Source organism: Sporosarcina sp. NCCP-2222, assembly GCF_023168145.1.
GTDB lineage: Bacteria > Bacillota > Bacilli > Bacillales_A > Planococcaceae > Sporosarcina.
The window spans coordinates 37655-61675 of record NZ_BQYK01000006.1 but is presented as its reverse complement, the minus strand read 5'-3'; the positions used below and the strand labels follow the sequence as shown (position 1 = coordinate 61675).

The window sequence follows — 24021 nt, the reverse complement described above, 5'->3', positions numbered from 1 at the left end:
TCATGCGGAAAGGGGAATTTGATGAAGAGGATAGTACTGATAAGTTTAGTTGTTTTAATGATAGCAGGTTGCTCGATTAGCAAAGAGAAATCAGTATTCTTTCCAGAAGATGAATTTTTTCTCATTGGTCATCGAGGAGCTTCTGCCTATGTCCCTGAAAATACACTGGCTTCCTTTGCATTGGCAGAAGACCTGGGTGCCGATTATATTGAGCTGGACATTCATGAAACAAAGGATGGGAAGCTCGTAGTCATGCATGACAAGGATGTCTCCCGTACAACAGAGGGGGATGGCAAGATTGAAACATATACGCTCGATGAGTTGAAATCCTTATCTATTGTTGAACGGAAGAAAGACAAAAAAACCGTTCTAGGGCCATCCGAAAATATGGCAGTGCCTACGTTACAAGAAGTATTTGACCAATTCGGGGACTCCTTGAATTATGTAATTGAATTAAAAAATCCGAGTCGCTATCCAAATATCGAAAAAAAGCTTGTTCAGAAATTGGAACAGAACGATTTAATTCAAAAGGATAAGAAAGGCAGGCCACGAGCGGTTATCCACTCATTCAGCGAGAAGTCGCTCCAGCGTGTCCATAAAATAAATCCAGATATTCCGCTCTTGCAGTTAATTTCCTTCGATGAAGGGGAAGAAGCTGAGTTGTCGAAGAAAAAAATTGCTAAGTTGCTAACTTATGCAGATGGTATTGGGGTCAGTTATGAAGCGCTAACACCGCCCTTCGTGAATTATATGCACGAAAAAGGGCTGGCTGTTTTCGCTTATACTGTTAACGATCCGGAAGTTGCGTTGAGATTACAAGCAATGGGTCTCAATGGCATCCATACCGATAAACCTGATTTGGTGGAGCGAGAAAAATAGAAGGGGCTGTCCTTATGGGACAACCCCTTCTTTATGCGAATGGCTATAAGCCTGTCCGCAACTTGTCCATTAAAGGACAGGCGTCAATTCTGAATTCAACACACGTTGTGCTGCAATAATGACGCCTGAAGCGGTCCGGCCATATGCTGTATAAATTCCGCCAGCTTGGTTCGGAACGATTTCCGTTTCATATTGATGCGCACCGCCGATCAGATTTAATGTGACAAATCCAGAAGAATTAGCGCCCACATTAAAGTTAGAGGAGTTAATTAGCTGTCTTGTCCCATTCAGCCTGAACACTCGGACGACACCGGTCAAAGGACCACCTGTACGGTTCAAAATTTTCACCCGCACTGTAGTAGCATTAGCCGGTTGGTTCCCCATGTTCTCAATAGGTCCAGTTGTCAATGGCATGTACAATCACCTCCTGTGACTTTATTGAATCTGCAGATTCTGTTCTCATACTATGTAAGGGGGAGAGGCTGTGCTGGGGAGCTTGTACCAGTTTAGGTAGAAAATCCAGAAAAAAACGACCTCCTACAATGATGGGAAGTCGTTTACTACTGCTCATTCGGCAGCATTTTAATAGAAATGGCAATCATGTTGCTCCTCCGTGTTCTTTTTACAAATAAACCGTACAGCTTATTAAAGAGAAAAAAATGTGTAAGCCGGCTTATTGTATTTTGCATCCTCCTGACACATGGTCCAACCCTTCAGGGCATGCAATGTCTAGGGGTAATAAGTTAGCTGACTCTGCTCGCGTTACAAAGCCTTGCATTCCTCGCATGTATTGCTGTAGCATTCGTGCTGCTCCTCCATCTCTTTCCCACAAGTAACACAAGTTTTAGGCGGCAGGTTTTTATAAAATTCCACTACGTTTTCTAGCATTGCTTTCATCTCCTTTGTGTTATAACTATAATTAAGTTATAAATTTGTTTTATAACAGAGTAGGTAAAAAAATACACCACGTTGCCGTTAATAATTCTATCTGCTTTAGTCTATTACAAACATGAACCCTTTCTGTGTTACTACAATGTGCTTATGTCATATAACAGAATGGTTAAAAAAATTATAGCACGTTACACTCATCGCATTTATTGCTATAGCATTCGTGCTGCTCGTCAATTTCCTTGCCGCACTGCTCACATTGCTTAGCTGGCAGGTTCTTAAAAAACTCTACAATGTTTTCAAGCATCGAGTTCATCTCCTCTCAATGTGTTATAACGAAATGGTAAATTGGATGATTGTAATATAACAGATAGGATAAAAAAATATAGCTAGCTCATCTACCAAACTCCTTTTATTTGTTATACAACTAGAATTTATTAAAATGTAGTGTATTATAACAAGAATCTTTTGTCAACACTTTTGGATGCCGTTCGGCTAAAATAAAATTGGATCATAGTCATAGGGAGCGATTAGCATGTATTTCATTGATAATAAAGGAATCACCGATCCGCGGATCAACTTGGCGATAGAAGAGTATGCGTTAAAAACGATGGATGTCGACAAAGACTCCTATTTGCTGTTCTATATTAACGAGCCGTCCATCATAATTGGACGCAATCAAAACACCGTAGAAGAGATTAATACGGAATATGTTGATGCGAATGGTATCCATGTCGTCCGCCGATTGTCAGGGGGCGGAGCAGTTTATCATGATTTGGGGAATTTGAATTACAGCTTTATTACAAAAGACGATGGTGAGTCCTTCCGGAATTTTAAGAAGTTCACAGAACCTGTTATTAAAGCGTTGGCTGAAATGGGCGTGAAGGCAGAGCTGCTGGGCCGGAATGATATTCTAGTGGAAGGACGGAAAGTGTCCGGAAACGCGCAATTTGCGACACAAGGACGTTTGTACACCCACGGAACGCTCATGTTTGATACGGAAATTGAACGGGTCGTGTCCGCCTTGAAGGTAAAGAAGGATAAAATTGAGTCAAAAGGCATCAAGTCCATCCGCAGCCGAGTCGCCAATATATCGGAATTCATCGAAGAGCCGATGACCATTGAGCAATTCCGCCAGCGAATTTTGAATTCCATCTTTAACGGGGAAGAAAATATTCAGTACGTGGAACTGACAAATGACGACTGGGACAAGATCCACCAACTTTCTGCAGAACGTTACGGCAACTGGGATTGGAATTACGGAAAATCCCCGAAATGCAATATGCAGCATTCGCATCGCTTCCCGGTTGGAGGCATTGACGTTCGATTGCAAGTTAATAAAGGCAAAATCGAAGAAGTCCACATCTTCGGAGATTTCTTTGGTGTCGGTGAAGTGGCTGTGATCGAGGAGAGCTTGAAGAATGTCCAATACGATCGCGAATCCATCACCAAAGCATTGGATTCACTCGATATCCCGACCATCCTTGGCGGCATAACGAAAGACGAATTCGTCAATCTAATATACTAAACCCGGCGCATGCCGGGTTTTTTTATGCTCTTCTCCCTTCTATCATACGTAAAAAAGGGAGGGGTGAAGTAGGCGAAAGTCACGGGGAAAGAGGAAAAGCCGCCACAGGCTTTGCTTGCGTGCCTTCATCATGTAAATCAAGTAATCCACATGAAGAAAGACTAGATTGGTAAAGACATTCAGCGCGAAATGGGGTGCTTCGTGACCTTCTGAGTGCCGCGCGGACGCGTAGAGCAGCCGTTTTTTATCTCGTCACCCGTACCCCGCGCATAAGCCAGAGTCACCCGCGCATACCGGGTTCGCAACCGCGCATAAGCCAGAGCTACTCGCGCATACCGGGTTCGCAGCCGCGCATAAGTCGTGCCACCCGCGCATACCGGGTTCGCAACCGCGCAAAAGCCTATGCCACCCGCGCATAAGCCATGTCTACCCGTCTATACATAGGAGCCACTCATCTCCACTCACACCTCCATCAATTCCCACGCATAAAAGTCCAGCGCCTTACAGAGACAACGGGCGGAATTTCCACTTTTGAGGTATAATCAACAGAGAATGAGAGGGGGAGGAGCGATGGAAAATCACCGTATTTTCATCGTGGAAGATGATAAAAAGATTGCGGGGCTGCTCGCGGAGACGCTTCGCAAGTATCAGTACGATGTAGCGATTGTTGAGGATTTTGATAATATTGTCGAGGAGTGCGGCGCCTTTGAACCGCATCTCATTTTATTGGATATTAATTTGCCGTCGTATGATGGATATTATTGGTGCCGCCAGTTGAGGCAGCATACGACATGCCCGATTATTTTCATTTCTGCGAGGTCGGGGGATATGGACCAGGTGTTTGCGCTGGAGAATGGCGGCGATGATTTTATTACGAAGCCGTTCCATTATGAGATTGTGCTGGCTAAAATCAGGAGCCATCTGCGCAGGTCTTTTGGAGAATACGCGCCGAATCAATCGGAGCGGACGGTGAAGACAGGTCTGTTGACGTTGTACGTGGAACGCATGGAGTTGCATGTGCGTGATTTGGTCATTCCTTTGCAGAAGAAAGAGTGTGTCATTCTCGAGTTGCTGCTGGATGCGTCACCGAAGGTTGTGTCACGTGAAACGCTGCTCGAGGAGCTATGGGATGACCAGTCGTTTGTGGATGAGAACACATTGAATGTCAATATGACACGGGTTCGGAAAAAGCTTGGGGATTATGATGTGAAATCCACCATTGAAACGGTGCGGGGCTCGGGATATCGGCTGCTCGTCGCGCCGGAGGAAGCATGAGACAAGTATCGTTATTCCTTCGGGAGCATCTGCCGCTTCTCGTCTTTCAGCTGCTGCTCGTATTGTTCATCTTGCTGCTTTATTACTTAGACGGATTTCGTGGACTCAATACGGCTATTTACTCAATCATTATGAGCTTTTTGCTGACGGCCGGTTATTTAGGCGGGAAGTACGTCATGCGGCGTTCTTTTTACGCATCAATCACTCGGAAGCCGGAAAAGATGGAGGACGCTTTAATGCGCTACGTCCCGTCTCCGGAGCAGCGCCAAACGATACGTTATATGCGCAATCTATACAGCCTGTATCAAAATGAAGTACAGTCGTTGTACGCCTCCCAGCATCGGCAAATCCATTTCATGAATCAATGGGTCCATCAGATGAAGACGCCGATTTCGGTCATCGGACTGTTGCTTCAAGAAGAGGGGGAGTTGGACAAGCGGAGTGTGGCGGAGGAGATTGACAAGATTCGCCTCGGCTTGGATGCCGTGTTGATGAATGCCCGGCTGGAAACATTTGAAGAGGATATGCGCATTGAACAGGTTGGCCTCAAATCGCTCGTTCAAAAAGTTGTGAATGAACATAAGAGGCTCTTTATTACGAACGGGGTGTTCCCGGTCATTCGCATTGACGACCGGTTTACAGTGGCAACCGATGCCAAATGGATGCATACAATCGTTTCGCAATTCATTACCAATGCTGTTAAATATACGTTTGAAGAAGGAAAGAAAATTCATTTCACAGCGGAAGCAGGAGAAGCGGGAATTATGCTAAGCATTCGGGATGAAGGGATCGGCATTCCGGCTTCAGATTTGAAGCGGGTGACGAAAGCCTTTTTCACCGGAGAAAACGGCCGGTTGACGGGTGAGTCGACTGGAATGGGCCTTTATATCGCATCGGAAGTGTGCGGGAAGCTGGGCCATCCGCTGACAATTGAATCGGAACCTGGAGCTGGCACGACGGTCAGCGTCTTATTTAAAAACGGAGAGGCAGGTGAGGTGGATGACAGCACAGAGGATCGTGGAACTGACGGAAGTGACGAAGATCTATGAAGGAAAAGTGATGCATCGCGCATTGAACCGACTGGACTTTGAAGCGGAGGAAGGCGAGTTCGTCGCGATTATGGGACCTTCCGGAAGCGGCAAGACGACACTGCTCAATCTCATCTCGACGATTGACCTGCCGACGTATGGCAAGCTTGTCGTTAACGGCATTGAGCCGGAAGCACTCAGCCAGAATGAACTGGCTTTGTTCCGGCGGCATAATTTTGGATTCGTCTTTCAAGACATCAATTTGCTTCATATGCTGACCGTTGAAGAGAACATTGTTCTGCCCCTCACGTTAGATGGACTGCCTTTGCATGAAATGGAAAGGCGGGTTAAAAAGATTTCCGCCCAGCTGCATTTAAAAGATATTTTGAATCGCAGGCCGGATGAGTTGTCGGGCGGTCAAGCCCAGAGGACTGCGATTGGACGGGCGCTCATCCATCAGCCGAAAATGATTCTGGCGGACGAACCGACGGGAAATCTTGATTCGAAATCGGCGAAGGATGTACTCGAACTGCTCAGCCATGTGAATGAAACCGAGCGGACAACAATTATTATGGTGACGCATGATCCGATAGCGGCCAGTTATTGCGACCGCGTTCTGTTCATAAAAGATGGGGAGTTTTTCAATGAAATCTACAAAGATGAGCGGCGTCAAACGTTCTTCCAGCGCATCTTGAACGTCTTGTCACTGCTCGGAGGGAACGTCCATGATCTGCGGACGCTGTGATTGGAGGGAGCCCGCTTGAATTTCCGCCAGTTTGCGTATCGCAACGTTATCCGGAATCGCCGGATTTACGCCGCTTTTTTCATGGCCAGTGTTTTTTCAGTCATGGTCTTTTTCCTTTATTCGATGCTATTGTTCCATCCATCCATAGAAAATAGGTTCTTGCAGGAAATCGCGCTCGTCGGCATGGGAGCGGCGGAGCTGATTTTATTCATCTTCACGCTCTTTTTCCTGTTCTATTCGATGCGGGCGTTCTTGCAGGCGCGGTCAAAAGAGTTCGGCATCCTGCTGCATCTCGGCATGGAAAAAAGGCAATTGCACCGCCTCATTTTCATTGAAACGCTAATCATTGGAGTCGGGGCGATTTTAGCGGGAACTTTTTTAGGTTATATGTTCTCGAAGTTCTTTTTCATGGTCGTTAAGGAAATTGTCCTGTTGCCGGCCTTGCCGCTTTATTTATCTTGGAAGCCATTTGCACTGACAGTCGGAGCTTTTTTGAGCCTGTTCATTATCATTTCACTGTCCGCTCCTGTTTTTATCCGAACAGGACGGGTGGAGGAATTGATCCGAGGGGAAATGGCTGATCTGGGTTCACACGGCTTTTCAACAAAGAGAGCGATTTTTGGACTCGCATTGCTCGGTGTTTCCTACTGGGCGGCGGCATCTACGTCCAACTCAATTGTCATCGGCTTGATTTTTCTCTTGCCGCCGCTTGCGACGATCGGAACATATTTCTTCTTTACCGATTCGCTGCCTTTTCTGCTGCATCTGTTTAGGCGGCGTAAGAAGTTTTATTGGCGCCATTTTTGGCTGCTCTCGGTCTCGGAAGGGGTCGTAAGGCTGAAGGAAAACGCACGGATGTTCTTCATCGTGACAATCGTATCGACACTCGCGTTCATGTCTGTTGGCATCTTGGCTTCGCTGACCTCCTTCGCGTCCCAATATCGCGAAATGAATCCGCTCGGTCTCGTCTATCACAGTTTGCCGGGGAATCAAATGGAACAGCGCCATGTCGCCGAACTGATCGAGGAGCTGAAAGACAAGCAGCTCGATTATACTCTGGTACGAATCCCGATTATTGAGCAAACATCATCATTTACTGAAAATCGGGTCTCTATATTAAAACTATCCAACGTTAATTTGCTTGCCCAGTCATTCGGCTACAGCAAGATCGACTTATCCAAGGGCTATGCGATGTTCCTGCCGCCATCTCCTTCTTCGTACGATTTTTTGAAGAAGCGGACGGTCGAGACGACGCTGATGGAAACCGATATTACCATAGAAATTGAAGGGGCGTACCCATTTCAAGTGTTCCCCTCTTCAAGTGGAATTGGGACGAACGCCATCATTTTGAATGACAGCGATTTTGAGAAGATCATCATGCAGGATATTGATCCGATTTCGGTCTATTATGCATTTAATATTCCGGATTGGCAAAACACGAAAGAGATTGGATTGCAAATCAATCGATCTTTTTCAGAATCCATTATTACAGGGACCGCTCAGCACCTGCAGTATAAATTTGACAACCCGGGAGCGAATTATGCGATTATCCGCACAACATTCTCGTTGCTGTTATTTGTCGGGCTGCTGCTAGCAGGTGTCTTTTTCCTGGCGGCCGGGAGTTTCATTTATTTCCGGTTGTACACGTCGCTCGAACGGGACCGCAAACAGTTTGACGTGTTGCGGCGCATGGGAATTACGGATAAGGAATTCAAACGGATCGTGAACCGGCAATTGATTCCGCAGTTCTTCTTCCCATGGGGAGTCGCCTTCGTGCATAGTTCATTCGCATTTCTTTCCTTGCAAGTCATCTGGGATGCATTAGCTGAAATTTCGATTGTGAAAGAACTGCTGCTCGTTCTGGCAGGCTTTACACTCATGCAAGTGATCTATTTCTATTTAATTCGCTGGCGATACTTAGCACATATAAAAGCATCGGCCTAAGAAGCTGCTACAATTACAAAAGAAAAGCGAGTATGCGGGCGTTTGACAGCTCACATACTCGCTTATTTTATTGATTGCCTGCATCACAACAGACAAACCGCGATTACCGCAAATTCTTCACGAGAAAACCGCCATTAAACGTGGTCGGTTCATAAGAAATGATAAACGCCTTCGGCTCAATTTCCAAGATCGTGTTACGCAGCTTCTGTTCATCTTTTCGCTTGGCCAGCACTTTCATGACAAGACGTTTTCCATCTTTCCCATCCGCGAACCAAGACGTCACGCCGTAATTCTTCTCCCGCAACATCCGGCAAATGGCCATGTCATTGTCGTTGACGACCACTTCAAAAACGGTATAGCCGAGTGCCAGTTTCTTCTCAATCCTACTTCCGACGTAGACTCCAAGACCCCAGCCAAAACAGTAGGCAGCAATGTTAATCGGCTTATCGAGGTTGTCGAGTACGAGCGTTAGACCCATCAAGTAGACAAACACCTCTGCCATGGAAACAACAGATGCGATGACCCGCAGCCCTTTAAAAGTAAAAAGGACGCGAAGCGTAAATAATGACACATAGACCAAATTAATCACAATGATGGTAACAATCATGGATAACATATGATTTCCCCTACTCTATAAATGGTTAGAACAGCATACTATCAAAATCACGGGGATAGGCGGTAATCGAAAAGCTGCCGTTTTCCGTTATGATCACTGTGTCGGAATGTCTGAAACCGCCAACGCCCGGCACATAGATACCTGGTTCGATGGTATAGACCATCCCTTCTTGCAGAATCAATTCATTATCGAATCGCAAATATGGTTCTTCGTGTTCGGATAAACCGAGGCCGTGGCCAGTTCTGTGCTGAACGTACTCCCCATAGCCCGCTTTTTCGAAAACTTGGAAGGTTGCAATGTCCACATCCTTTGCAGAAATCCCAGGACGGATCATCTCTATGCCAACCTGTTGCGCTTCAATCATCAGCTTCATGAGGTCTTTTTGTTTGTTGGTCCCGTTACCAATCATAAATGTCCGCTCATTCTCCGCGCGATAATTATTGAACCACACTTGGCGGCTATGGACAACAACATCCCCGTCTGTGAATTTCCGCGTGCTGGAATACAAGTGGGGCATTTCACTCCGCTGGATGCCGGAGCAGGTCCAGTCTGCATAGCCGATCAACTCGTCCGGATAGTCCCGGGAGGCTATTTCGAGAAGGAGCCGGTCTCCATGCGAATCAAATTCGAGCTCGCTGACGCCGACGCGCGCATGATGCAGCGATTCGCCGATTGCCAGGTCAGACAAGGAGCCGGCAATTTTCAAAAGCTCGATTTCCTCAAAGGTTTTAATGGACCGCATTTTCGTCAGCTGGCCGCCAATATCAGCCTGCTGAAAGCCCATATCCAGCAATCGTTGATAAACAGAAGCTGGCAAGACGTCCGCTTCAATGCCAATTGTGCATGGAGCAGGGTATGACTTCAGGATGTCAGTCAAATGTTCTTCGTATGTCAACGGCTTCTCGCGGTAAGCGTATTGCTCATAATAGACATAGGTCCGGTCAGCCGCCGCTTTTTCTACTGCATGTGCTTCTTCCAGTGCCGGAATAATAAGCTGGATCTCTTTTTCATCAATCAGCGTCACAATGGGCCGGGAATAGGAAATGGCCCTGAACCCAGTCAGATAAAATTGATTATCCGGCTCCCAAATCAATGCCACATCGATATGCCGGGCATTCAAATAACTTCTGAATTGATGAATTCTTCTTGTTAACACGATATGACACCTCGACTCAACTTATTGCCTGTTTAGACAAACTCCCTAGGAACTTCTTTCTTCCACGTGCGATTAAACACTTCTGTATCTCCTTCAAAGGCGATCACTTGATTGAACAGATAAAAATTCTTTTCATCCGCTGTCATGACACTTTTCGTTTCAAGGCTCGTCTGCCATTCATCTCTTCCAACTGTCAATGTCCAATCACATTCGACCTTCGCAGAAAGCGGATTTCCTTCTTCGATTGTATAGACGTTGTGATTCGTACTGCCGTATTCAATACCATTGATATGCAGCTTTCTTGCGCCTTCATCGGAGAAATCATCAAGTGTCCAGACGTTTGAAACAACGTCATGTGAAATAATACGGGTCCGTTTCGCTTCACGTAAAATATCCTTTTCCAAGACAACTGCTGTTTCCGGTTGCTGGAACGGTTTTAATTCCAGATCGATTGCCTTTGGCTCACGGACCGGAAGCGAAAGGAAGGTGTTCTCTGATGGATAAATCGTGAGTGTCGCTTCTTCCGGTGAAGGCCAGGCGTGCGGCCAATAGGTTGGAGAAACGGCCAATTGCCAGCGATGGCCTTTTTCGAGCTTATGGCCGATGGCGTTCATTTCAACGCTAATCGTGTACTTTTTGCCTGGTTCCAGCGCTTCCGGGAATTCGTGGCTGTTGCGATGGGTTAGATTCAATAAACCCCATGTGACCCGTGTGGAGGAGCCATCGGGAGCAACATCATTTAACCGCACAGATAACAACGCATTTGGTTTGTCGGAAGACAGTTCTGCGGTAAACACTGGATGCCCTAGGATTTCAACCGGATTTTCGACCGGCTCGGAATCAAATACGACCGCATAGCCATTTTCGTTCCGCTGATCGCCCGGCAAGTCACCTGGCTGGCCGAATGGACAGAAAACACCTGCATGGAGGCCGTGCTGCTGTACACTTTCGATGAGCATCGGTGCCGTTTCCACCGGTTCAGTAAGAAGGTCAGACCCTTTGACGTAATAACGTGTATCACATAACTCCGCTGGCGGCCATTGCTCTTCCGCTGCCCAGTGGCCAGGACGAGTGAAATAATCGGTTTGCGGAGGGACGCTGTCCTGGATCCACGCTCTCACCATCGGCTCGTCCATAATGCCGGTATCAATGCCTTTCAGCCAGTGGTCCCACCAACGGAGACATTCTTGAAGGAAGCCGATTTGCGGACCGGGAACGGCCATCTCAGGATATTCATGTGCCCATGGGCCAATCAACCCTTTGCGAGGGCCTTTCAATCCTTCCAATAAACGTGGAATGGCGTTCGTATAGCCATCTGCCCAGCCTCCGACTGCATAGACTGGAATGTCGATATCCTCAAAGTTTTCACAGACAGATCCATGCTTCCAGTAAGCATCACGGCGCTGATGCTTCACCCATTCTTCCACGTAAGGCGGTGTCTTCTCAAGACGGTCCAGCCAATTATTGCGCCATGCCTCACCGACCACTACGGGATCAGCAGGGCGGGCATTGTAGGCAAGCATCGTGGAAGCCCACCACAGCATATCTGAAGCAAGCATCGCGCCGCCTTTATAATGAACGTCGTCCGTATAGCGATCATCCGTCGAGCAAAGCGTAATGACCGCTTTTAATGCCGGATGGCGCCGGGCTGCGACTTGAAGACCGTTGAAGCCGCCCCAAGACTTGCCGATCATGCCGATGCCGCCAGTGAACCAAGGTTGCTCTGAAATCCAAGTGAGCACTTCCAGCGCATCGTCCTGTTCCTGTTTCAAATATTCATCGTACAAGATCCCTTCAGAATTGCCTGCGCCACGCAAGTCGACGCGAATGCTGGCATAGCCGTGGCCGGCAAAATATGGATGGCGCAAGGAATCACGGAGTGCCGTGAAATCATCCTTCCGGTACGGAATATATTCCAAAATCGCAGGCACAGGATGTTGCTCGGCATCCTCCGGAAGCCAAATACTGGCGGAAAGACGTGTTCCGTCTGTCATTGGAATCCAAATGTTTTTAATTTCTTTCACTTGTCTCGGAAACTCGGTACGATTGACGCGATTTGATTCACGTACGTTAAAAACCATTCTGAATAACCTCCTAGGTGTTTTGCTACCTTATTGTTTTGGAAAATCTTCTTTCAGCCATCTGAGTAGGGAGACGATCAACAACAGATAAAAGATGTAGATCGGCACGGACACGACAACTGCGGAAGTTTGAATGACCCGAAGCCCGCCAACGAGGAGTAGTGAAATCGAGAGTGCAGCCAGAATTGTTCCCCATACCATCCGGTGCCACCTAGCAGGCTCTTGTCCCTCTTGCAATTCTTTTGTAGCGATTGCAGATAAGATGTATGTGGCCGAGTCCATCGATGTGGATAGGAAGATGACGGCCAAGATGACGAAGAAAGGTAAGACGATCGCACTCAGTGGCAGTGACTTTAAGATGGCAACAACTGCGGCAGGTCCTCCGCTATCTGCCAATATATCTTTCACAGAGAGAATATCTTGCAACTGAAGGTTCATCGTATATCCACCAAATACCATAAAGAAGATCCAGCCACCGATAGAACCCCAGAGAAGCATATGGGTAATCAATTGACGGATCGTACGTCCTTTAGAAATTCTGGCAACGAATAGGCCCATGAACGGAGCGGTTGCAGCGAACCATGCCCAGTAGAAGACGGTCCATCCTTGCGGGAATCCGCTTTGATTGATCGGATCGGTATAAAAGCTCATCATGAAAAAGTTTTGAACCATCATTCCGAAGCTATTGGTGAAGTACGTCAGAATGAACAGCGTAGGGCCGGCAATAAAGACAAATGCGGCGATCGCCAAGGCAAGGTACACATTGATGTCGCTTAAGCGTCGGATTCCTTTTTGAAGTCCTAAATAGGCGCTTGCAGAATAAATGATTGTAATACAGATGACGATAATCGTGTCTAACATAATCGTTTGCTCTAAACCGAAGATGCTGCCGACTACGGCGGAAACCATCGGAACCCCGAGGCCAAGCGATGTGCCAAGCCCGCCGACAAGACTCCAAATGACGAGGATGTCGATCAGCTTACCAACCCAGCCATCGGAATATTTTCCGAGAGCTCCGCTAAGCGCCACACTCATTTTTAGAGAAGGCCGTTTTTTAATGAAATACGAGTACGCGATGACGACGGTCGGGAAAGCATAAAGGGACCAAGCGGATATCCCCCAGTGGAAGAGACCGTATGTCAGCGCCCACTCAGCCGCTTCATTGCTTTCCGGCTCGATGCCAAATGGGGGTCCGGTAAAATACGAGATTGGTTCGATCATGGACCAATACATAATACTTGTTCCCATGCCCGCGGTGAAAAGCATCGTTCCCCAGCTGAATGTGGAGAATTCCGGCTTGCCTTCACCTAATTTGATTTTCCCGTACCGGCTGAAAGCCAGCCAAATAAGCAAGATGAACAGGCCAATCGTTAAAAATTGAAAAGCCCAGTCCATTTTATAGGTGATGGCTGACATTAATCCATCCAAGTAAGGTTCTGCTGTCGACCTGTTCATGACAAGTAAAATGGTTGCCGCTAAAATGACGACGATAGATGCCCAAAAGATAAATGGGTCGATTCGAACTTTTTTCATGCTTCCACCCCTGTTGTTTATGGATTTTCCACTATCTTGGTAGCGTTTTCAAAAAGCGCACTACAACTACCATGCCCATCTATGAAAACAAATACCGTGAAATGAAATGACTGTAGTTATTGATTGCCAAACGTCTAACAATCAAACATAATAAAATAATCATGATTATTTATTAATATCGATTATTCTATCACAGCGAATTTCGAAGAACAATGACAAAACTTAATTTTTCGGCAAGCAAATATTGTATACTGTGTAATATTGAAAGATTGCAGATTAACGATTAGTGTGGGGTGTTGAAAGTTGAGCAATAAAAAAATCCAAATGAGCAGGATGTGGAAGTATTTCATTGAAGCAACCGTCGAAGTGATTGAAGAAGAAGGAATCAACCAAGTGACCATCCGGAAAGTGGCGGACCGTGCAGGATACAACAGTGCAACCATTTATAATTATTTCGATGAAATCTCGCATCTCGTCTTTTTCGCTTCCATGAAATTGCTGAAGGGCTATGTAGAGGATGTCGCGCTGTACATTAATAGAGGCAAGACGCCGCTTGAAAAGTATATATTGGCGTGGGAGTGTTTCTGCAAACACTCTTTCCAGCAGCCGGAAATCTTTCATGCCGTGTTTATTATGGATCTTGGAGATCAACCGGAGAAAATGCTGGAATACTATTATGAGATGTACCCGGCTGATTTGATTAATATTCCCGAGGAGCTGAAGCCAATTCTCTTTGAACGGAGCATGACAAAAAGGGGCAAATCGCTTCTTAGCCTGGCGACAAAGGAAGGACAGCTGGAAGAGAACCGGGTCGATGATATTAATGAAATCACCAATTTGGTTTGGCAAGGGATGCTGACGAATATTTTGAACAACCGGTTGGATTACAGTTTGGAAGACGCCGAGCGCAAAACAATGGAATATATTCGGCATATTGTGAACGTGTAACGGCTTCCGGAAGCCGTGTACTTCGTCAAAAGCACGCATGCGAAATAGTAATACCTGCAAGCAGTTTGACTATAGTGGAAAAGCATAGTCGGGGAATGGGCTATGCTTTTTTGGCATGCAATTCGCTTGCCAGAAGGTTAATTGAAAGATAGTTAAAATCTATTGTTATATTTAAATTTTTCTTATATAATAATAGAAGGTGGAAATGAATGAGTATTCATTCAAAACAAACAAAGGGGGAGTAACGTTGAATTTAGTTTCACGTGTTTACGAGACGGCAAAAGAACAGCCGGACAAAACGGCGTATCACTTCTTGGGGAAAGACACTTCGTATGCCGAGTTTGATCAGTCTGTGTCAATGTTTGCATCTGCTCTTCAGGATTTGGGGATTCAAAAGGGGGACCATGTCGCATTTTTATTAGGAAATACACCGCATTTCCTCATCTCTTTGTATGCGACGATGCGAATTGGGGCGACCGCTATTCCGGTGAATCCAATTTATTCACCAGATGAAATTTCGTATATATTACATAACAGCGATGCGAAAGCAGTCATAGCGCTCGATGCCTTGATTCCGCTTGTCGAAAAAGCTGCTGGTGCTTTCCCGTCCATCAGCCACTACATCATTTGTGAGGCGAGCCCGGATGCGGAAGAAAAGCTGAAGGCGTTGCCAGATGAAGTTAAAGCAAAGGTGTTGCCGTTTTCACGATTGATCATGGCTGGCAAGGCGGATGTTATACCTGTTGACGTGGATGAAAATGAAACCGCTATCATCCTCTACACGTCGGGTACAACAGGGCATCCAAAAGGGGCTATGCTGACGCATAAAAACTTGTATTCCAACGCCCGTGACGTAGGCGATTATCTCGGCTTCTCAGAACATGACCGGGTTGTGGCCACTTTGCCGGTATTTCATGTGTTTGCCCTGACCGTCGTCGTTAACGCACCGTTGCTGAAAGGGGCGACTGTGCTGTTAATTCCGCGTTTCAGCCCGCAAGACGTATTTGCAACGATCCGGAAAGAGAAGGGAACTGTTTTCGCAGGCGTTCCGACGATGTTCAACTTTCTCTACCAATATCCGGAAGGCAACCCGGACGATTTTCAGACAATCCGGTTAGCCATTTCGGGAGGCTCGTCGCTGCCGGTCGCATTGCTTCATAACTTCGAGGACAAGTTTAATGTACGTGTTTCAGAGGGCTATGGGCTTTCGGAGGCGTCGCCGGTCACTTGCTTCAACCCGCTCGATCGCGACCGCGTGCCGGGCTCCATTGGAACAAATATTGTCAACGTGGAAAATAAAGTCGTCGATGAATTTGGCGATGAAGTGCCGCGGGGCGAGGTTGGCGAATTAATTGTCCGCGGACCGAACGTCATGAAAGGCTATTACAAAATGCCGGAGGAAACAGCGGCGGCTATCCGAAATGGTTGGCTATACACAGGTGATTTGGCAAAACAGGACGAGGACGGTTATTTTTATATCGTCGACCGTAAAAAGGATATGATCATCGTCGGTGGCTACAATGTATACCCGCGCGAAGTCGAGGAAGTGCTATTTGCCCATCCTGCAGTCGTGGAAGCAGCCGTCATCGGTGTGCCGGACCAGGATTTCGGCGAAGCAGTCCATGCATTCGTCGTTTTGAAGCCGGGAGCCTCGTTGAATGAAGAACAGGTGAAAGCGTATTGCGAGGAAAAGCTCGCCAAATACAAAGTGCCGGAGCATGTTGAGTTTCTGGATGAGTTGCCGAAAAATACGACAGGGAAAATTCTCCGGCGTACCTTGAAAACACATGTTGGCGTGAAAAGCCCTAGATAACAAATGAAAGTAAACCTCTCGCTGCTGGATCACCAGCAGGAGAGGTTTTTTAGTCCAAGGCCTTATCGTTTGAAGGAACGAATTACCCAATATTACTATTTAATGCTTGTCAATTTTTGACGATACATATAGTAAAGAAAGCTATGACTTTATTGGCAGGGGGAGCGCTTATGCGTTGGACAGTTCGGAGGAAATTAAGTGCCATTTTCACTTTGATGATCATGCTGATTATCGGGATGAGTGTGGCGGGCATTGTGAGTACATATAAATTGAGTGAGAACACAGACACGATCAATAAAAAAGAGATACCGAAAATTGACCGGATCAACAGGCTTGAAAAAGGAACGCAGAATATACTTGGGTTAACACAGCGTCATATTTTATCAAAGGATAGCGAATTTGAAGAGAAGTATGAACAGCAAATCTCAGATGAAAAAGACAATGTGGAAGGTGCATTTGATTCGTATGACCTTCTGCTTGATACGAAACACGAACAAGAATTATTGAACGAAGTAGTGACAGAGTGGAAGTCGTACACGTCTAAAATTGAAGAAATATTAGTAACGAGTGCAGGCGGCCAAGATCAAGAAGCGACGACCAAGTCTTATGACGCAATCATCTCGGCTAATACGATGCAAGAGAAACTTCAGGAACTAAGCCAATTGCATTATAAGGAATTGGAAACGATCGAGAAAGAGGGAGACATGCTCTACCGATCTGTTTTGATTATCTTATCTGTCAGCACTATCATCGCGACGTTGATTGCCATTCTCGGCATCCGCTATTTGATTCGAACGATCCAGCGTCCGATCGTTCAGCTGTCTTCTTCGTTCAAACAAATGGCGACAGGCGATTTAACAGTCCAGCCGATTGAAGTGAAGACGAAGGATGAAATTAGCGAACTCGCAAGTGACTTTAACTATATGGCGAATCACTTGCGTGAGATCATGACAGATTTAAATGAACATGTCGATACGCTCGCGTCGACATCCACTCAATTTGCGACGAGTGCTGACGAATCGTCCAGAGCGTCTGAACAAATTACAAATGCGATTATCGAAGTATCCGAAGGGGCATCCGTCCAATTGGACAGCGCAAGATCCAGCAGCACGATAGTGGAGGAGATGGCAGAGCAGATCCACCAAACTGTCGGATCGATCGAGCATGTTTCTACATTGGCTCAAAATACATCCGAGCTCACGAAAGAAGGCGTGGCTGTGATGAAGTCCACAGTGCAGAAAATGGACGATATCAGGCAATCTACAGATAAGACATCCACTGTCGTCAATTCATTGCATACGAAGTCTTCCGAAATCGGCAACATTGTTTCTATCATTACGGGCATCGCAGAACAAACCAACTTGCTGGCTCTCAATGCGTCTATCGAAGCGGCACGGGCAGGTGAGCACGGCAAAGGCTTTGCGGTCGTGGCAGGAGAAGTCGGTAAATTGGCGGCCCAATCCGGTAACGCTGCTGCGGATATACGCAAACTCATTGAAGAAATACAGCAAGAGGTGGGCGGTGCCATCACTGCTATGGAAACGTCTAAAACGTTCGTCGGGGAAGGCTTATCAATGGTCAATCAAACCGGCAGTTATTTCCGCGATATCGAAACCCATGTACGGGAAGTAACGGAACAAGCTGTAGAAATTGCGGCCATCAGTCAAGAGGTCAACCAAAGCACAGAACGCATGAAGCAGCTCGTTGAAGAGGTAGCGAACATGTCAGAGCGAACAGATCTTAGTGCGCAGGACATCGTTGCAGCTTCCGAGGAACAAAGTGCCACGATGCAAGAAATCTCTGCTTCTTCCACCGTTCTCAGTTCAATGGCGGATCAGCTGAAAGAGATGACATCCCAATTCAAATTACAATAATGCACATGCGCCGGTCTGCAAAGTTGGACCGGCGCATCTTTTCTTGCCCGCTATCCAATCCAAGATCACCCGAAATAATATTGCGATATATGCTGAATAAATTCTTCTTCCAACTCGCCTTTTCGTTTCCATACTGCGTAGGTCGAGACTTTTGGCAATTCAAAGTGCGGAAAGTGAGGTTGCATGAGACGCCCCTCGATCAATTCCCTTCGAACGATGGAAAGAGGCAAAAATGACACGCCAAGTCCTTCTTGTATAAAGCGCTTTGCAATATGGGCCTGAGTCACTTTCATTGTCCGGATGCCGGGAATGTTTTCTTTCAGCTGGTGCAAAAGTTCATTCCAAAACACAGGATGATGCCCGACAAGAAGATAGTTCATTTTCAAAACCTCCGCTACGTCAATAGGTGGACCACTTTCCTCGTCATAGCTATCGACAGGCATGACAAAGACAACAGGGTCCTCGTAAATTCGTTTAGTTTCCACGTTTCTCCCTACAGCATGCAACGCTGAAATTCCGAGATGTACGTCACCACTATCTACAAGCCCTTCAATTGCCTCCGATTCCTCTACCTGTATCGATAATTCGACGTCTGGATGCTTCCTTTGAAAGGTTCGCAGAAAGTAAGGGAGCATAGTTTCGGCCATTAACGGAGAAATAGCGATTTTCCATGTCCTTCGATATCCTTGAGCAAAGGAGTGCATGCTTTCAATTGTCGACTCCATATCCTGAATCAACTGCACAGCGTGGACGTAGAACAATTTTCCAGCGTCCGTCAAGGTGACACGATTTTTCATCCGATCGAACAACTGGAGATTAAGATAATCCTCCAGCAACCGTATATGTACAGTGACACTAGGCTGTGAAAGCGAAAGCCGTTCCGAAGCCTTCCTGAAGTTCAGCTCTTCTGCCGCCGCAATGAATGTAGTGAGCCATTGGTAATCCATCCTGTCACCTCTTTACTTATTTTAATCAACTTAATAGAAAACATTTAATTTATATAAATGTATCTCGAAATTATACTAAATGAAAGGAGGAATGATCATGTTTCAAAAAGGATTAAAAGATATCGTAGCGGTGCAAACGAAAATCGCTTCGGTCGATGGAGATAAAGGGGAATTAAGGTACCGGGGGAAACTCGTAGGGGAATTGGTGGGACAGTATTCTTTTGAACAATTAGCTTACTATATCTGGCATGGCACCATACCTGATGCAAGTAAATTCGGAAAGCTGAACGAAAAATTACTTGAGGGCAGACGTTTGCCCCCGCATGTAAATGCGATTCTTGATGCTTTTCCGGCTCAAACACCTTTGATGGATGTCATGCGAACTGCCATTTCGGCATACGTTCATCCACAATTTAAACAACTATCGATTGAGCATCAATCGATACTACTGACAGCGGCATTGCCTGTTATCATTGCACGCCATTACAGAAAAATGCATGCTCTATCAATTATCGAACCGAACGAGGATCTTTCGCATACTGCAAACTATTTATGGATGCTGACTGGAGAAGAACCAAAGCAAGTTCATGTCCAAGCGCTTGAAACCTATTTACTGCTAACAATGGAACATGGGATGAACGCTTCCACATTCGCCGGCCGGGTAACGATCTCAACGGAATCCGATGTAACGGCGGCCGTTACTTCTGCGTTAGGTGCCATGAAAGGTCCATTGCATGGCGGTGCTCCGTCGGCAGTCATTGAATTGTTGGAAGAGATCGGTTCGGAAAATAATATTCGTGCAGTTGTGGAAGGGAAATTGCAAAAGGGCGAGAGACTCATGGGCTTTGGTCATCGCATATATAAAACAGAAGATCCACGATCGATTCTATTACGTAACACTTGTTTACAGCTGGAAGGAAAAGATGCATGGCTCGATCTTGCCACAAAGGCGGAAAAAGAAATCATCGGCTTGCTTGAGACATACAAACCGGGCCGTAAGCTGTATACGAATGTAGAGTACTATGCAGCCGCCATCATGCGGGCCATCAACTTCCCGCCTGAATTGTTCACACCGACGTTCAGCACTGCGCGCATAGTCGGCTGGACAGCCCACGCAATGGAACAACTAAGCGATAATACCATTTTCCGACCACAATCCGTCTATGTAGGAGAATACGAATAAAAGAAACAGCCAGGCATTCCATACCAATGCCTGGCTATCTTTTTTCTATAAATAAAAACCAAGTGCTACATAAATAATCAATCCGATGAGTCCCACTAAGAGACAATAGGGGATTTGCGTTCGGACATGGTCGATATGGTCGACCGCTGCTCCTGTCGATGCCAAAATGGTCGTATCGGAGAGTGGAGAACAATGATCTCCAAAAACGCCCCCGCCAGCAACGGCCGCAATCGTTGCGAGAACAAGCGTCGTAATATCCCCGTCTGCGAAACCGAATGCAACAGGTACTGCAATCGGTATCATGATGCCATAGGTTCCCCAAGAAGAACCAGTGGAAAATGAAATGAGGGCTGCCAAAATAAACGTCAAAGCCGGCAACAAGCTAGGACTGAGCCAGGCCTCCGTCGCACCGATCAAATATTCAGCGGTCCCCATCTGTTCGCTCAAAGTGTTAATCGTATAAGCAAAAATCAAGATCATCACCGCAGGCATAATGCCTTTGATGCCATTAATTGCTGTATCCATAATATCGCTGGTTGGAATTCCCTGCAGCCGCATGGCAATCCCAAGAACGACAATGGCCGCAAGAAACGCCTCCATTGTTTTGGTTGTCCCCATAAAGAAATATGAGCCCATCGCAATGGAAATAATGACGATGACAGGCAATAGAAAATTCACCCAAACGCTCAATATCCGGTCTTCATAGTACGGTTGAATATTCGTCAATTCTTTTGAGACGAGAGGGGATGAACCGTCACGGATTACTTTCCCTTCTTTTTCTGCCCGTTCCTCGGCTTTGCGCATCGGTCCAAAATCTTTAATCCATCCCATAGCAATAAGTCCGACGAGAAGAATAGAGAAGATGGCATAAAAATTGAAGGGGATCGACTTCGTGAAAACAGCCATTGCCTCCACTTCGCCATGAATCGGTCCCATGCCCATCAACAGGCCTGCAATAAATACGGCCCATCCGGTAAATGGCACAATGACAGCCATCGGGGCGGACGTTGAATCACATATGTAAGCGAGTTTTTCACGTGAAATCCGGACCCGGTCTGTAATCTTTCGCATCGTGGTCCCAACAAACACGGGACTGAACGAATCACTGAAGAACACGAACATGCCCATGAACCAGGCACTGATTTCCACTTTCCGTTTCGATAATTGCCTCCTCTCTGCAATGGATGCAACACTCTCGATTGCACCGGTACGCTGGAAGAAGGCGATTAAGATCCCGATGAACAATTCAAGCAGGAAGATCCACGCAAAGTCTTCATTTCCTAACGCCTCCTTCAATAAATCTGGAAAACCCAGGAGACCTCCACCATTTAAAAAGACGCCTATTATACAGGCGACCGCAAGTGACAGGATAGTATTCCTAGTTAGAAAAGCAAGCGCTACCGCAATGAACGGCGGAAGGATAGATAAAAATCCCAAATTCGTTTCCACTTCCTTTATGAATTAATCTAGCAAGCTACTTGTTAAATACCCTAGGTGAGCGAAATGAAACGATAGCCAAAAAAATATTTTAGGAAGAAGGAATATTGTTACGAGTGTCGAAATATGTAATAGAGAAAAAGAAGGGGGAATTAGTATGGTAAAGCAAACAGTGAAAGTACAAGATTTATATACACTCGAATCCGTTACAAACCCGCATATCGCACCGAATGGCAAAGAAGCGGTATTTGTCAAAACGTATATTGATGAAGAGGAAAATAAATACGTCGCCAACTTGTATCATGTTAATTTAGAAACGAATGAAGTAACGCAATGGACGTATGGAAAACAGCGCGTGTCCTCTCCTGAGTGGTCCGCAGACGGCACACAGCTTGCCTTTTTATCTAACCGGGACGACAAAAACCAACTTTATGTCCTTGCTGCTAAAGGCGGGGAAGCCCGAAAGGTGACTTCATTCGATAAAGGGGTATCCAGCTTTGTCTGGTCGCCTTGTGGGGAAAAAATCTGGATCAATGCCTCTGTAAAAGAGGGCAAGACCTTCACGGATAAAGAAGAGAAGGATGACAAGAAAAAACCTGAACCGGTTCGCGTGACGAAAATGAAATATAAAGCGGACGGCGTTGGTTTGTTGCCGCAGGATACGTATCGACAAATCGGAGTCGTCGATCTGGCGACAGAAGAAGTAACACAATTCACAGAAGGCAATCACCAATATGCCTTGCAAGCTGTCTCGCATGACGGCAAAAAGCTTGTCATGAGCGTGAATCGAGAAGAAAATCAGGATTTCGAATTCCGCCAGCCGTTGATTTTGGTCGACATCGAGACGAAAGAAGAAACAATTATCGTAGACGAAGAGGGCTATTATGGTGGGGCGACATTCTCATTCGACGACCGCTATATCGCATTTGCTGGATCGGATCGTTCCTTCCAAAACGCCACTCATACGCATTTGTACGTATACGACACGAAGCGGGGCAACCGTTTGAATGTAACAGAAAGCATTGATGCGCCAGTAGGGGATGTGACAGTCTCCGATCACCAGCAAGGGGCAAGTGCACCGACTGCTGTATGGACGAAGGACGATCATCTGTATTTCCAATTGGCGACAATGGGTGACGTGCGCCTTTATTTCGCGACGCTGGAAGGCGAATTGTATCCCGCTTCTCCTGAAAATGAGCATGTCTATGGATATGATGTGGACAAAGAAGGCACATTTGCTCTCGTTGCGGCGACGGATCCGACAAATCCTGGTGAGCTGTATAAACTGACGATTGCGACCGGCGAACGGCAAGCACTTACTTCGTTCAATGAAAAGTATGTGAATGGAACGGAGCTTGTTAAACCAGAAGCGATCCAATTCAAAGGAAAAAAAGACTGGGACGTGCACGGCTGGCTCATGAAACCAGCTGGCTGGCAGGAAGGGGAGAAATACCCGCTTGTCGTCAATATCCATGGTGGCCCGCACGCTATGTACGCCAACACATTCTTCCACGAAATGCAATTGCTTGCAGCGCAAGGATGGGGCGTCCTGTACGTCAACCCGCGTGGCAGCCATGGCTATAGCCAGGAATTCGTCGATGCGGTGCGCGGCGATTATGGCGGCGGTGACTATGAAGATATCATGGCAGCGGTCGACTATGCACTCGAAGAAAATGAGTGGATTGACAAGGCACGTCTTGGCGTGACTGGGGGCAGCTACGGCGGCTTCATGACGAATTGGATCGTCGGCCATACCGACCGTTTCAAAGCAGCTGTGACACAGCGCTCGATCTGCAACTGGATCAGCTTCTTCGGCGTATCTGATATCGGCTATTATTTCAGCGACTGGCAAATTCTCGCTGACATGAAAGACGTGGATACGTTGTGGAAACACTCGCCGTTGAAATATGCGGAAGATGTGAAGACACCATTGTTAATCTTGCACTCGGAAAAAGACTTCCGTTGCCCGATTGAACAGGCAGAACAATTATTTATTACACTAAAAAGCATGGGGAAAGAAACGGAATTTGTCCGTTTTCCGGACGCGGACCACAACTTATCGCGGACCGGAACACCGAATTTACGCATTGAGCGGTTAAATGAAATTACGGGATGGTTCGCGAAATACTTATAAGAACCGAGGGAA

General features: G+C 46.5%; 20 protein-coding genes. 11 read left to right on the top strand and 9 right to left on the bottom strand.

What is annotated here, in order from left to right:
- The first annotated feature begins 21 nt into the window (after positions 1 to 21).
- Entirely contained in the window at positions 22 to 879 is an 858-nt protein-coding gene (locus tag NCCP2222_RS13695; protein ID WP_248512919.1) for a glycerophosphodiester phosphodiesterase, read from the top strand.
- A gap of 69 nt (positions 880 to 948) precedes the next feature.
- Here NCCP2222_RS13695 and NCCP2222_RS13690 read toward each other — a convergent pair whose 3' ends face one another.
- From NCCP2222_RS13690 to yhfH (NCCP2222_RS13680), 3 genes are all read right to left on the bottom strand, one after another.
- Positions 949 to 1293: an ATPase gene (locus tag NCCP2222_RS13690; RefSeq protein ID WP_248512918.1), complete on the bottom strand. Its 345-nt coding sequence runs from the start codon at positions 1291 to 1293 to the stop codon at positions 949 to 951.
- 348 nt (positions 1294 to 1641) lie between these two features.
- Positions 1642 to 1767, bottom strand: coding sequence for a protein YhfH (gene yhfH / locus NCCP2222_RS13685; protein WP_248512917.1), 126 nt, complete (start codon positions 1765 to 1767; stop codon positions 1642 to 1644).
- A 181-nt stretch (positions 1768 to 1948) separates the two neighbouring features.
- Positions 1949 to 2074 (bottom strand): protein YhfH, encoded by a 126-nt coding sequence (gene yhfH / locus NCCP2222_RS13680; protein ID WP_238082989.1) that lies wholly within the window; start codon positions 2072 to 2074, stop codon positions 1949 to 1951.
- Between the two features lie 228 nt (positions 2075 to 2302).
- On the opposite strand from yhfH (NCCP2222_RS13680), the gene lplA reads away from it, so the two are divergent.
- The 5 genes from lplA (at position 2303) to NCCP2222_RS13655 (ending at position 8287) form a co-directional block, all read left to right on the top strand.
- Positions 2303 to 3295, top strand: a complete 993-nt coding sequence (gene lplA, locus NCCP2222_RS13675) for a lipoate--protein ligase (protein WP_248512916.1) — start codon at positions 2303 to 2305, stop codon at positions 3293 to 3295.
- A 570-nt stretch (positions 3296 to 3865) separates the two neighbouring features.
- On the top strand, positions 3866 to 4570 hold the full coding sequence (locus tag NCCP2222_RS13670) for a response regulator transcription factor (RefSeq protein WP_248512915.1): 705 nt from the start codon (positions 3866 to 3868) through the stop codon (positions 4568 to 4570).
- Positions 4567 to 5619 (top strand): sensor histidine kinase, encoded by a 1053-nt coding sequence (locus tag NCCP2222_RS13665; protein WP_248512914.1) that lies wholly within the window; start codon positions 4567 to 4569, stop codon positions 5617 to 5619. The genes NCCP2222_RS13670 and NCCP2222_RS13665 overlap by 4 nt, the downstream gene beginning before the upstream one ends.
- Positions 5570 to 6343, top strand: a complete 774-nt coding sequence (locus NCCP2222_RS13660) for an ABC transporter ATP-binding protein (protein WP_248512913.1) — start codon at positions 5570 to 5572, stop codon at positions 6341 to 6343. Before NCCP2222_RS13665 ends, NCCP2222_RS13660 begins: the two co-directional genes overlap by 50 nt.
- Positions 6344 to 6358: 15 nt before the next feature.
- Positions 6359 to 8287 (top strand): FtsX-like permease family protein, encoded by a 1929-nt coding sequence (locus NCCP2222_RS13655; protein WP_248512912.1) that lies wholly within the window; start codon positions 6359 to 6361, stop codon positions 8285 to 8287.
- A 103-nt stretch (positions 8288 to 8390) separates the two neighbouring features.
- Here the strand turns inward: NCCP2222_RS13655 and NCCP2222_RS13650 are convergent, their stop codons facing one another.
- The 4 genes from NCCP2222_RS13650 to NCCP2222_RS13635 are packed head-to-tail and all read right to left on the bottom strand — an operon-like array spanning position 8391 to position 13673.
- Positions 8391 to 8903 (bottom strand): DUF2179 domain-containing protein, encoded by a 513-nt coding sequence (locus tag NCCP2222_RS13650; RefSeq protein WP_248512911.1) that lies wholly within the window; start codon positions 8901 to 8903, stop codon positions 8391 to 8393.
- Positions 8904 to 8928: 25 nt separating this feature from the next.
- On the bottom strand, positions 8929 to 10059 hold the full coding sequence (locus NCCP2222_RS13645; RefSeq protein ID WP_248512910.1) for a M24 family metallopeptidase: 1131 nt from the start codon (positions 10057 to 10059) through the stop codon (positions 8929 to 8931).
- Between the two features lie 32 nt (positions 10060 to 10091).
- The gene (locus NCCP2222_RS13640; RefSeq protein ID WP_248512909.1) at positions 10092 to 12140 is read right to left on the bottom strand and encodes a CocE/NonD family hydrolase; all 2049 of its coding nucleotides are present in this window, start codon (positions 12138 to 12140) and stop codon (positions 10092 to 10094) included.
- Positions 12141 to 12170: 30 nt separating this feature from the next.
- Positions 12171 to 13673 (bottom strand): BCCT family transporter, encoded by a 1503-nt coding sequence (locus tag NCCP2222_RS13635; protein WP_248512908.1) that lies wholly within the window; start codon positions 13671 to 13673, stop codon positions 12171 to 12173.
- Positions 13674 to 13976: 303 nt separating this feature from the next.
- On the opposite strand from NCCP2222_RS13635, the gene NCCP2222_RS13630 reads away from it, so the two are divergent.
- From NCCP2222_RS13630 to NCCP2222_RS13620, 3 genes are all read left to right on the top strand, one after another.
- Positions 13977 to 14621 carry a TetR family transcriptional regulator gene (locus tag NCCP2222_RS13630; protein WP_248512907.1) on the top strand — a complete coding sequence of 215 codons (645 nt, stop codon included), beginning with the start codon at positions 13977 to 13979 and terminating at the stop codon, positions 14619 to 14621.
- Positions 14622 to 14868: 247 nt separating this feature from the next.
- The gene (locus NCCP2222_RS13625) at positions 14869 to 16434 is read left to right on the top strand and encodes a fatty acid--CoA ligase family protein (RefSeq protein WP_248512906.1); all 1566 of its coding nucleotides are present in this window, start codon (positions 14869 to 14871) and stop codon (positions 16432 to 16434) included.
- Between the two features lie 170 nt (positions 16435 to 16604).
- Positions 16605 to 18308: a methyl-accepting chemotaxis protein gene (locus NCCP2222_RS13620; protein WP_248512905.1), complete on the top strand. Its 1704-nt coding sequence runs from the start codon at positions 16605 to 16607 to the stop codon at positions 18306 to 18308.
- A 65-nt stretch (positions 18309 to 18373) separates the two neighbouring features.
- On the opposite strand, the gene NCCP2222_RS13615 is transcribed toward NCCP2222_RS13620, so the two are convergent.
- Positions 18374 to 19255, bottom strand: a complete 882-nt coding sequence (locus tag NCCP2222_RS13615; RefSeq protein WP_248512904.1) for a LysR family transcriptional regulator — start codon at positions 19253 to 19255, stop codon at positions 18374 to 18376.
- Between the two features lie 97 nt (positions 19256 to 19352).
- Between NCCP2222_RS13615 and NCCP2222_RS13610 the strand changes: the two genes are divergently transcribed.
- Complete coding sequence (locus tag NCCP2222_RS13610; RefSeq protein WP_248512903.1) at positions 19353 to 20438, top strand: citrate synthase/methylcitrate synthase; 1086 nt, start codon at positions 19353 to 19355, stop codon at positions 20436 to 20438.
- A 45-nt stretch (positions 20439 to 20483) separates the two neighbouring features.
- Here NCCP2222_RS13610 and NCCP2222_RS13605 read toward each other — a convergent pair whose 3' ends face one another.
- Positions 20484 to 21875, bottom strand: coding sequence for a Na+/H+ antiporter NhaC family protein (locus NCCP2222_RS13605; RefSeq protein WP_248512902.1), 1392 nt, complete (start codon positions 21873 to 21875; stop codon positions 20484 to 20486).
- A 157-nt stretch (positions 21876 to 22032) separates the two neighbouring features.
- Between NCCP2222_RS13605 and NCCP2222_RS13600 the strand changes: the two genes are divergently transcribed.
- Positions 22033 to 24009, top strand: coding sequence for a S9 family peptidase (locus NCCP2222_RS13600; protein ID WP_248512901.1), 1977 nt, complete (start codon positions 22033 to 22035; stop codon positions 24007 to 24009).
- Positions 24010 to 24021 lie beyond the last annotated feature (12 nt).

Bases quoted from the DNA above. Each gene is read 5' to 3' on its own strand.
- NCCP2222_RS13600 (WP_248512901.1), top strand. From the start codon at position 22,033: ATGGTAAAGCAAACAGTGAAAGTACAAGATTTATATACACTCGAATCC.
- NCCP2222_RS13660 (WP_248512913.1), top strand. From the start codon at position 5,570: ATGACAGCACAGAGGATCGTGGAACTGACGGAAGTGACGAAGATCTAT.
- NCCP2222_RS13615 (WP_248512904.1), bottom strand. From the start codon at position 19,255: ATGGATTACCAATGGCTCACTACATTCATTGCGGCGGCAGAAGAGCTG.
- NCCP2222_RS13640 (WP_248512909.1), bottom strand. From the start codon at position 12,140: ATGGTTTTTAACGTACGTGAATCAAATCGCGTCAATCGTACCGAGTTT.
- NCCP2222_RS13670 (WP_248512915.1), top strand. From the start codon at position 3,866: ATGGAAAATCACCGTATTTTCATCGTGGAAGATGATAAAAAGATTGCG.
- NCCP2222_RS13665 (WP_248512914.1), top strand. From the start codon at position 4,567: ATGAGACAAGTATCGTTATTCCTTCGGGAGCATCTGCCGCTTCTCGTC.
- NCCP2222_RS13620 (WP_248512905.1), top strand. From the start codon at position 16,605: ATGCGTTGGACAGTTCGGAGGAAATTAAGTGCCATTTTCACTTTGATG.
- NCCP2222_RS13695 (WP_248512919.1), top strand. From the start codon at position 22: ATGAAGAGGATAGTACTGATAAGTTTAGTTGTTTTAATGATAGCAGGT.
- NCCP2222_RS13650 (WP_248512911.1), bottom strand. From the start codon at position 8,903: ATGTTATCCATGATTGTTACCATCATTGTGATTAATTTGGTCTATGTG.
- NCCP2222_RS13690 (WP_248512918.1), bottom strand. From the start codon at position 1,293: ATGCCATTGACAACTGGACCTATTGAGAACATGGGGAACCAACCGGCT.
- yhfH (WP_248512917.1), bottom strand. From the start codon at position 1,767: ATGCTAGAAAACGTAGTGGAATTTTATAAAAACCTGCCGCCTAAAACT.
- yhfH (WP_238082989.1), bottom strand. From the start codon at position 2,074: ATGCTTGAAAACATTGTAGAGTTTTTTAAGAACCTGCCAGCTAAGCAA.
- lplA (WP_248512916.1), top strand. From the start codon at position 2,303: ATGTATTTCATTGATAATAAAGGAATCACCGATCCGCGGATCAACTTG.
- NCCP2222_RS13635 (WP_248512908.1), bottom strand. From the start codon at position 13,673: ATGAAAAAAGTTCGAATCGACCCATTTATCTTTTGGGCATCTATCGTC.
- NCCP2222_RS13610 (WP_248512903.1), top strand. From the start codon at position 19,353: ATGTTTCAAAAAGGATTAAAAGATATCGTAGCGGTGCAAACGAAAATC.